General features: G+C 45.7%; 7 protein-coding genes. 1 reads left to right on the top strand and 6 read right to left on the bottom strand.

What is annotated here, in order from left to right:
* Positions 1-18 precede the first annotated feature (18 nt).
* Positions 19-1107, top strand: coding sequence for a Gfo/Idh/MocA family oxidoreductase (locus tag H6F42_RS04250; protein WP_190398117.1), 1089 nt, complete (start codon positions 19-21; stop codon positions 1105-1107).
* A gap of 90 nt (positions 1108-1197) precedes the next feature.
* Here the strand turns inward: H6F42_RS04250 and rimM are convergent, their stop codons facing one another.
* From rimM to H6F42_RS04220, 6 genes are all read right to left on the bottom strand, one after another.
* Positions 1198-1737: a ribosome maturation factor RimM gene (gene rimM, locus H6F42_RS04245; RefSeq protein WP_190398116.1), complete on the bottom strand. Its 540-nt coding sequence runs from the start codon at positions 1735-1737 to the stop codon at positions 1198-1200.
* A gap of 139 nt (positions 1738-1876) precedes the next feature.
* Positions 1877-2560, bottom strand: a complete 684-nt coding sequence (gene rnc / locus H6F42_RS04240) for a ribonuclease III (protein ID WP_190398115.1) — start codon at positions 2558-2560, stop codon at positions 1877-1879.
* Positions 2561-2658: 98 nt separating this feature from the next.
* On the bottom strand, positions 2659-3603 hold the full coding sequence (locus H6F42_RS04235; protein WP_190398114.1) for a pentapeptide repeat-containing protein: 945 nt from the start codon (positions 3601-3603) through the stop codon (positions 2659-2661).
* Between the two features lie 66 nt (positions 3604-3669).
* Positions 3670-5406 (bottom strand): ABC-F family ATP-binding cassette domain-containing protein, encoded by a 1737-nt coding sequence (locus H6F42_RS04230; RefSeq protein WP_190398113.1) that lies wholly within the window; start codon positions 5404-5406, stop codon positions 3670-3672.
* Between the two features lie 137 nt (positions 5407-5543).
* Complete coding sequence (locus H6F42_RS04225) at positions 5544-7076, bottom strand: GTP-binding protein (protein ID WP_190398112.1); 1533 nt, start codon at positions 7074-7076, stop codon at positions 5544-5546.
* A gap of 4 nt (positions 7077-7080) precedes the next feature.
* Positions 7081-9984 (bottom strand): cation-translocating P-type ATPase, encoded by a 2904-nt coding sequence (locus H6F42_RS04220; protein WP_190398111.1) that lies wholly within the window; start codon positions 9982-9984, stop codon positions 7081-7083.
* Positions 9985-10098 lie beyond the last annotated feature (114 nt).

The raw sequence follows: 10098 nt of genomic DNA, 5'->3' as shown, positions 1-10098 counted from the left end.
TTCTTATGGAGTAAAAATATGTCAAAAATTGGTGTTGGTATTATTGGCACAGGGTTTGGACAGATTATCCATATTCCTGCTCTCCAAATTCATCCAGATACAGAAGTTGTCGCCGTATATCATCGCGATCGCCACAAAGCCCAGCAAATTGCGGATAAGTTCGGCATCCCCCATGCTTGCGATCACCTCGAAGATTTACTTGCGCTTCAGTCAGTTCAAGCGGTCACAATTTCTACACCGCCCAGCTTTCATTATGCACAGGCAAAAATGGCGATCGAAGCAGAAAAGCATATTTTGCTAGAAAAACCTGTGACGATGAATTTCCAAGAGGCGATCGCCCTATATCGTCTCGCCCAAGAGAAACAAGTTATTACCGCAACAGATTTTGAATTTCGTTGCGTCCCCCAGTGGAAATATTTTAAACACTTGCTAGATAACAATCATGTGGGCAAAAAGCGCATGATTACGATTGATTGGCTAGTGCAAGGTCGGGCTGATCCCAAGCGGGTGTGGAATTGGTATAGCCAAAAAGCATACGGTGGCGGCGCACTAGGGGCGATCGGTTCCCATGCTTTTGATTATGTTCGTTGGCTATTTGGCGATATCAAAAGTCTGTCTGGACAACTCACTACTGGTATTACTGAACGTCCTGATGCTGAGGGGATTTTGCGCTCCGTGGATGCCGACGATACTTGCAACATTTTATTGGAACTTGCCGACGGTACTCCCTGCAATATTTCCCTTAGCACTGTCACCTATCGGGGGCGGGGGCATTGGCTCTCCGTTTATGGCGAGAATGGAACGTTAGTACTCGGAAGTTCTAATCAAGCCGACTATGTGCATGGTTTCAGTTTGCGACAAGGTAAACTCGATCGCCCCGAAATGGAAATTGTCCCGATTCCACCCGAATACGATCTACCCAAAACCTATAGTGATGGTCGGCTTGCGCCTGTTCTGGCTATATGCGATCGCTGGGTACAGTCAATTCAATCTGGTCAACCGATGACACCGAGCCTTTATGAGGGGGCATGGTCACAGTTACTAATGGATTTAACCCAAGAGTCCCATGAGCAGAAAAAATGGGTGGATGTACCAAAGGGATTTTAATCAAAAATGTAGCTCTACCAATCCCAAAGCCCAAAATGGCTACACCATTTTGGGCTTTGGGATTTCGGGACAAGTTTTGCTAAGAAAAAATCAAAGCCATTTATCGATTAGCCCTTTGGGAGGAGTAACTTCAATTCTTTTTTGATTGATATCGACAAAGGGAGCGATCGCTTCAACAAAGGGAATTAATTCGATTTCTGCATTTTCGGGATTGCGAACTTCTAGCAAGTCATTACCTGCGGAGATGATGCTAATCACCTCACCCAAAAGCTTGCCTGTGTCTTGATGATAGACATTACAGCCCACCAGATCGGCAATCATATACTCATTCGGCTCTAGATAGGGGCGATCGCTAGTGGGAATCATCATCACATAATTCCGTAACGCTTCAGCTTGATCGCAATCATTAATGCCCTCAAGGCGCACCACAAAGAGATTTTTTTTGCCCGCCACCTCACGACCCGAGAGCATTTGCACCTCTTGAGGTTCTACTTTTTCCGATGGTGCAATCCAGCGCTTGCCAGCATCTTCAAAACGCTCAGGGAAATCAGAATAGGATAAAATTCTTAACTCACCCTTAAGCCCTTGCGGTGAGACGATTTTGCCAATAATTAACCAGTCTTCTATCATAGCTTTGTTCCTGCCAGTTAACCCTGCTTTGGGCTTTGCAAATTAATAAAGACCCAATTTTTTGATGGTGCGGCTTCGCCGCACCATCAAAAAATTGGGTTCTTATTTTACTGCGAATCCCAAATCAGGGTTAACTGGCTTATAACATTCTTTCTATTTGTTCTAATGCATCTAAGGCGGCGGCGCGTTCAGCTTCCTTTTTGCTAGAAAAGTTTCGCATACTCTGACCATAGAGGCGATCGCCAACATATACTTTAGACGCAAATTCGGGCGTATGATCGGTTCCCCCCACTTTTTCCGTGATATACCTTGGCAAAGTATGACCGATATAGGACTGTACCCATTCCTGTAGACGGTTTTTGGCATCTAGATCAGCACGGGTATTGACTAACTCAGGCGGCACGGAGGTAAATAGTGCCTCTACCGCAGGACGAACCGCCTCCACATCACAGTTATTATCTAAATAAAAAGCCCCGATCATCGCTTCAAAGGCACAACTCAAGAGATTGTCACTCTTATTTCCTCCATCGCGCAAAGCCCCCCTTCCCAATAATATTTGCGAATCTAAGTCCAAGGCGATCGCAAAATTTGCTAATTGCTTTTCATCCACCAAGGCAGCTCGACGGCGGGTAAGCTCATCTTCTCCTAATTCGGGATGTTGACGATAAAGATAAGAACCACTTAAAAAATTTAAAATTGCATCACCCAAAAATTCCAAACGCTCATTGTCTTCCCCCACATTTGGATTTTCATGAACATAGGAACGGTGGGTTAGCGCCATTCGCAACAGGTTGTCATCTTTAAAAGTAAATAGGTCTTTCATTTTCACTAAAATATACCAATCGCTAGTCAAAACTTAGACAAAGGATTTTGTACTTATGACAGGCTCAGCCTTACATTACTTATCCCCATAGAATCCTATTAAACTCGACAGATTCGAGTTGAAACATTGCCATCTGGTAATGTTGTTTGACAGATCCTGACCAAATCCATCCACCCCACATCTAGTGATGCATTTTTTAAATTTGCACTCTCTAGATTTGCTCCCCTTAAATCAGCGCCAACTAAATTTGCTCCTGTCAAATCGGCTCCTGTCAAATCAGCATTCCATAGATTTGCTCCATTAAAACAAGCTCCTCGTAAAATCGTATTTTGCAGAATTGCTTTACTGAGATTACAACCAACAAAATTGACATTGCTCAAATTTAAACCACTTAAATTGGCAAGTCGAAGATTTATATCGGTAAAGTCGATCCCATCCAGATCGGCTTCACGTAAATCTACTTCGCTAAGATTTGCCCCCGTCAAGTTAGCGCCATGCAAGCTTGCCTCGCTTAGATCTGCCTCACTAAGATCGGCATTTTGCAAATTCGCACGACTCAAATTTGCACGAAACAGAAAAGCATGATGTAAGTTAGCATTACTCAAATCAGAGTTAGAAAGATTGGTTTCTAACAAGTATGCTTTGTTTAGATTAGCATTTCTAAAATCTAAACCATGAAGGTTTGTACAGTTTAAAATAGCAATTCTAAAATTAGCATTGCTCAAGATCACATTGTCAAATTTAGCGCCACTTAGTCCTGCATAGCTAAAATTTGTACGGGAAATATTCGCATTGCTAAGATTTGCGTCAAGTAATGATGCGCCGCAAAGATCTGCGTCGGATAAATTTGCTCCTGATAGATCGGTATCGCAGAGAGTTGCCTCCCATAGATTCGCAAAAATTAGATTTGTATTGCGTAAAATCGCATGACTAAGATCGACTTTACTTAAATCTACTCCCTTTAAATCTAATCCCTCAAAGTTTCGTTCTCCTTGGGAATATCGTTCTATCAAATTGCGTCTTTTAGCAATGTGATTCAACATAAGAAATAGCTATAACTAGAGAACTAAAGGATGAGACTCAGATTTCTCTAGTTAGATAATTGCATATTACTTTGCTTTCGCCTTTTGTTGTTGCTTTTCTTGACGTTTCTCCGCTTGTTTTGCCTTTTCTTTTTCTTTCTTTACGGCATCCTTAGCCGCTTTTGCCGCCATTTCCGCCTTATACTTCGCCTCGCGGGTTTCTTCTTCCCGTTTCTCTTGATAGTAGGCGTAGTCACCTGCATAAACCACCAGATCGCCATCACGGATCTCGATGATTTTGTTAGCAACCTGTGAAATAAAGTAGCGATCGTGGGAGATGACCGCTACAGTACCTTCGTATTCGCGTAAGGCGGCTTCGAGCATTTCCTTGGCGGGAATATCAAGGTGGTTAGTCGGCTCGTCGAGAATGAGGAAATTTACGGGGGTGAGCAACATTTTCGCAAGGGCAAGTCTTGCCTTTTCGCCGCCACTGAGGTCACGCACATTTTTAAAGACGGTATCGCCGCTAAAAAGGAATTTGCCCAGTACGCCACGCACTTCCTCGTGGGTCATTTTGGGGAAATCATCGTGGATGGTGTGAAATACATCTTTGTGGAGGTCGAGGGCTTCGGCTTGATTCTGCTCGAAATAGCCCACAAGAACATTGTGACCGAGGTTAATTTCGCCTTCGTTGTAGGGTTCTTTGCCAACGACCATTTTGAGCAGGGTGGATTTGCCTGCGCCATTGGGCCCGAGGAAAGCGACCCGATCGCCTCTTTCGATTTCCAGATTTGCGCCTAAGAAGAGAATTTGCTCACCGTAGGCATGGGTAAGGTCTTTAACTTCGACGGTGACTCGCCCACTGCGAGATGCAGGAGGGAAGTGGAATTTGAGGGTACGCACATCGGAGTCGGGGGCTTCGATGCGATCGATTTTGTCGAGTTGCTTTTCGCGACTCTTGGCTTGGGTGCTACGAGTGGCGCTAGCACGGAAGCGATCGACGAATACCTGTTGCTTTTCAATGTATTTCTGTTGACGCTCAAAGGCTGCTCCCTGAGCGGCTCTAGCTTCGGCTTTTTGGGTGAGGTAGGAGGTGTAGTTACCCAAGTAGGTAGTGGATACGCCGCGCTCGGTTTCGACAATTGAGGTACAGAGGCGATCAAGAAATTCACGGTCATGGGAGACGATCACCATGGGGGTGCTGAGCGATCGCAAATATTTCTCTAGCCATTCAATGGTTTCTAAGTCCAAATGGTTTGTCGGTTCGTCCAGTAGCAGCAGATCAGGGGATTGCAGCAAAATCTTGCCTAAGCCCATCCGCATTTGCCAGCCGCCGCTATATTCGCTAACGAAGCGATCGCCATCATCGGATTTAAAGCCTAGCTCTGGCAGGATTTTGTCGATACGGCTTTCGAGTTCGTAGCCATTGTGATCTTCAAATTGCCGTTGGTAGCGATCCATCTTCTTCAAGATTGGTTCGTAGTCTTCGCCATCCTTGAGGTTTTCAAGGTGGTGATGAATGATCGCTAGTTCTTTTTGGATTTCGCGCACTTCTTGAAATGCTTGCCACATCTCTTGTTTGACGGTGCGGGTTTCTTCGATATCAAATTCTTGGCTGAGATAGGCGATTTTGAGGCTGGAGGGTCGCACGATTTGCCCTGCGGTCGGCTCGATTTCCCCCGCAATGATTTTTAGCTGTGTTGATTTCCCTGCGCCATTTACGCCAACCAAGCCGATGCGATCGCCTGTTTTGACTTCCCAGTTAACGTCTTTGAGGACTTCGCCAGTGGGATAAATTTTCTGAATATGTTCGAGACGAAGCATAGGTTTAAGGGAGCAACAAAACTTAACTTTTTATTAAGATTATCATTTTTCTGTAACAAATGCAGCCTAGGAGTCTGCGATTTAATTTTTTGGGGGCGTGCGGCGAAGCCGCACCCCTCAAAAATTGGTTCTTACATTTACTGCTTCACCAAAACCATTACCCGATTGACGGCATCTTGCACAAAAGTCTTGAGAAACTCATCACGGCGATTTAATTGGAACTGACGCTGCACAACTTCCGCAATACCACCATCCCCCCAATCGCGATCGCGGCTAAAATATTCGATAAAACTCTTGCCAGCAATGCGTGTTAAGTAAGCTGCCGTTACTGATTGAATTGTTGCCTTGAGAACTAAGCCCACTAAGGTTACGGAAATTGCGGTAGTCACGATCTGAACTACCCCTTTGACAATGCCGAGACTCACTAAAGTACGGGTTAGAGAATTCGCTAACTCTTTACCGCGATCAATATTGATTTCACAGCCGTAAACTCGACCAATTTCCACAACCATTTGAGCATTAATCGCAGCAGTAGCTAATAAATCAACCACGGGTAAAGGCGTGGCGAATACTACGCCAACCACTAACCATTGGAACTTCTCCACCACTTTTTCGGCTTCCGCTTGTTGCTGTTGCGAAAGAACTTCGCGAGTTTCTTCCGTTAGCCTTTGCGATCGCAACAACACATTGTCCGCCACCAATTCATCGCCTTCATAGCTGAGAATATCCAAAATACGGGCTAGCAATGGCTGGATTTTCGGCTTAGGGGTGATGACTTCACCATTGTCGAGAGTAATCGCCGCAGGGCTAGCCGCGATCGCCACCACATCTTCAGGTGTAATAAAACTCAGAACTCGCGATCGCAAACTAGTTTGAATTATTTCGCGATCGCTTTTGGTGAGGCGATCAATTTTATTAAAGGCGAGAATTGTCCGCTTGCCAATTTCTGTAAGCGCTTTCAGGACTTCAAATTCTGAGCGCCGCAAATCATCATCAACCACAAATACGATCAAGTCTGCCTCAGTCGCAATTTTTCGTGCTTCCTGTTCGCGATCGCTACCCAAGGCACTCGCCTCTAAAATTCCGGGGCAATCGGTAAATTGAATTGGTACTTCCAGATTTTGAAACTGGACGGGGGTATAGACTTTTCCTAGCTGCGTGGTTCCCATCGTTGCCCCAACTTCCCCTTTATTTTCAATCTCTTGCAGTGATAAATCCAGCAATCCATTAACAAGAGAAGTTTTGCCTGCGGAACCAACACCAAAAACGACAACGCGCAATTCTTGACGAATGAAGTTCTGTTTTAATTGTTCGGTTTGCTCAGCTAGCGATCGCCGCATCACCTCATCTTGAATCTGCTCGACTTGACGTTCTAGGACTTCGAGGCTATCTTGAGCCGCTTCGATTTTATCGGTGGGTGCGTCAGGAATTGGGCGGGGTGGCGTTGGCTCGGCTTGGAAAAGATTGATATATCGCCAAGTTACAAAAAATAATCCTGCTAATACTCCCATCACCAACAGCACCACAAACCCGCCCAAGATTGGCGAAGATTTGGCAACCAGTTGATAGATTTGGATAATGCGATCAAGTAAAGGAATTACAAAGGAAATTACTAGACCAAAGCAGCCTAAAACAATTAGCGATCGCAACCAAGGAAATTTTTTTTTCATCGGCTTAGATCTGACTCTTGATAGAAGATTTTGTCACCCGACGCTGCGCCCACAGTCTAGAGAAAATTTTCTCAGATTCTGTCCAGAGGACTAGGAGCATACTAAATCCAAAGCATAAGCCTAATTCTGAGGCTGTCAGAGCATCAGTGCCAAAGAATTGCCTTAACGATGGTACATAGAGTAATGAGAGTTGCAAAATCGTGGTGAAGATCACGGAAACTAATAAATAGGGATTAGAAATAGGATTTAATTCAATTAGCAATTTAGATTCAGAACGACAGGAGAGTGCATGACCCATCTGCGCGATACAGAGCGTCGTAAAGGTGATTGTCTTCCAATGCTCCTGCCATGAGGGATTGCCAGAGTTATAGGCGATCTGCATTAAGGCGATCGTCTGCAATCCAAAAACCACACCAATTCGCAGAATATACCAACCTAAGCCCCGCGAAAAAATATTCTCTTGAGGATTAAAGGGAGGACGCTCCATGACATCGGCTTCGGCAGGCTCCACGGCAAGGGCGAGGGCTGGCACGCCATCGGTGACGAGATTCATCCATAAAATTTGCAATGGAGTCAAAGGAACTGCGCCAAATCCTAGAAATGGCGTAGAAGCGATCGCAATAACTTCACCGACATTACTACCGAGAATATATTTGATAAAGCGACGGATATTCGCGTAGACTGTGCGCCCCTCCTCCGTTGCTGCCACAATCGTTGCATAGTTATCATCGAGCAAGATCATGTCGCTAGCTTCTTTAGAAACATCCGTACCTGTAATCCCCATTGCGATGCCAATATTCGCCTGTTTCAAGGCGGGAGCGTCATTAACGCCATCCCCTGTCATCGCCACCACCTCACCCCGTCTTTGCAGGGCTTGGACAATCCGTAATTTATGCTCAGGTGAAACTCTGGCATAGACCGCAGTTTGGCGAGCAATTTCAGTTAACTCATCATCATCCATTAATTCAATTTCTTGTCCTGTGAGAACTTTATCGTTTTCAGGAGAGAAGATATTCAAATCACGGGCGATCGCCTGAGCCGTCAGTTGATGATCGCCTGTAATCATGATCGTGTGAATCCCTGCATGGCGGCTAATCTGTACCGCAACCGCCGCCTCTGACCTCAGCGCATCACGAATACCCACTAAACCTAGCCACACCAGCTTGTTTTCCATGTTCAAAAGTTCTGCTTCCGTGGGGATTTTATTTAATGGTAAATAGGCAAGTCCTAATACACGCATTCCCTTAGTCGCCAGCAGGGTGTTTTGGAGATTAATTGCGGATCTTTGGGAAATTGTAATGGAGCTAATTTGCTTATCCATCTGCACGCGATCGCATCGCTCAAGAACTAATTCGGGTGAACCCTTGCAAAACAAGAAATAGGGCGCATCGGGTAATAAACTGGCGATCATTCGCACTGATTCGGGCGTATCTTCAGCATCCATACTTTGAATGGCAGCGATCGCACTCATCAACTTACGCTCAGAGGTAAAAGGAATTTCGGCAACCCTAGTAAAATATTTATTGAATTGCGATTGCCAAAGGTTTGCCTTCCCCGCCAATGTAAGTAAAGCTCCTTCCGTTGGATCACCAATAATTTTCCATTGGGAACTGTCTACGTTAACAGGCGAGGGGCTTAAGCCCCTTGTTCCTTGATAGCTAGAAGCATTTTTTTGTAAATAGGCATCATTACAAATCGCACTTGCTGCTAGCAGAAGTTGCAGTTCCGAACATTGATAAACACTGAGATTACTAGCAATCATGTCTCCTGCTACTCTGGCGATCGCAAAATCACCAATCGGTTCATAACCCGTCCCACTAATTTGAGCCGCATAATTCGCTGTAAACACACTTTCGGCAACCATTTTGTTTTGGGTCAGAGTTCCCGTTTTGTCAGAGCAAATAGTAGTAACCGAACCGAGGGTTTCTACCGCAGGTAATTTGCGAATAAGCACCTTGCGTTTGACCATTCTTTGCGTTCCTAGGGCAAGCGTCACCGTAATTACCGCAGGCAAGCCTTCAGGAACTGCTGCTACTGCCATACTCAGGGAAGTATTGAGTAACTTCACAAAATCACCCTGCCGCCATAATCCCACCCCAATTACTAGAGCCACTAACAACAAAGAGGCAATCACCAAAGCCTCAGAAAGTTCCGTCATCCGCTTCTGTAATGGCGTTTCTTCCAATTCCACATCTTGCAGCAGATTGGCAATCTTTCCTAATTCCGTCTGCATTCCCGTAGCAGTCACCACCATCATGCCACGCCCCTGCAGTACCTCAGTTCCCTGAAATACCATATTGCGGCGATCGCCTAAGGACTCATCTTCTCCAAATACTTGATCCGCAATCTTCGTAACTCCCTGTGATTCCCCAGTGAGCGCTCCTTCCCTAACCTTCAGATTCGCTGCTTCTAACAAGCGCCCATCCGCCGCAATCTGCATCCCCGCATCGACAAATACAATATCCCCTAAGACTAATTCCGCCGACAGAATTTCCGCAACCTTGCCTTCCCTCAATACGCGCACATTGGGAGCCGCCATGCATTTGAGGGCGGCAAGAGAGTCTTCCGCCCGACTCTCCTGCACATAGCCCAGAATCCCGTTGAGAATGACGATCGCCGCGATCGCCACCGCATCTTTCGGAAAATTACCCACCCGCAAATCCAACACCGCCGACACGACTGCCACGCCCATCAGCATCAGCAGCATGATATTTGTAAACTGATCGACAAAAATACTGAGCTTGGTACGTCCCGCTTTACTGCTTAGCTCATTGCGTCCATAGGCGGTACGGCGATCGCTAATTTGCCATGACTCTAGCCCTAACTCTGGATTAGCATCCAAAGCGGCGATCGCTTCTTCAGCCGTTAGGGCGTGCCAAACTTGGTTGGTTGGTATATTTGTTGCCATTTGGGTTGTCAACGCTCTTAGTTCTGAAGTCTCTGTTTAAGCCTATCAGAGTCTATGCTATCTCTAAGCTAAGATGTATTGCGAATGATGGGCGCGATCGCTATGCAGGATAGG

Source organism: Pseudanabaena sp. FACHB-1998 (genome assembly GCF_014696355.1).
Classification (GTDB): Bacteria; Cyanobacteriota; Cyanobacteriia; order Pseudanabaenales; family Pseudanabaenaceae; genus Pseudanabaena.
The sequence above is the reverse complement of the archived record's forward strand: the minus strand, read 5'-3'. Positions and strand labels throughout refer to the sequence as shown.

Bases quoted from the DNA above. Each gene is read 5' to 3' on its own strand.
- H6F42_RS04250 (WP_190398117.1), top strand. From the start codon at position 19: ATGTCAAAAATTGGTGTTGGTATTATTGGCACAGGGTTTGGACAGATT.
- rimM (WP_190398116.1), bottom strand. From the start codon at position 1,737: ATGATAGAAGACTGGTTAATTATTGGCAAAATCGTCTCACCGCAAGGG.
- rnc (WP_190398115.1), bottom strand. From the start codon at position 2,560: ATGAAAGACCTATTTACTTTTAAAGATGACAACCTGTTGCGAATGGCG.
- H6F42_RS04235 (WP_190398114.1), bottom strand. From the start codon at position 3,603: ATGTTGAATCACATTGCTAAAAGACGCAATTTGATAGAACGATATTCC.
- H6F42_RS04230 (WP_190398113.1), bottom strand. From the start codon at position 5,406: ATGCTTCGTCTCGAACATATTCAGAAAATTTATCCCACTGGCGAAGTC.
- H6F42_RS04225 (WP_190398112.1), bottom strand. From the start codon at position 7,076: ATGAAAAAAAAATTTCCTTGGTTGCGATCGCTAATTGTTTTAGGCTGC.
- H6F42_RS04220 (WP_190398111.1), bottom strand. From the start codon at position 9,984: ATGGCAACAAATATACCAACCAACCAAGTTTGGCACGCCCTAACGGCT.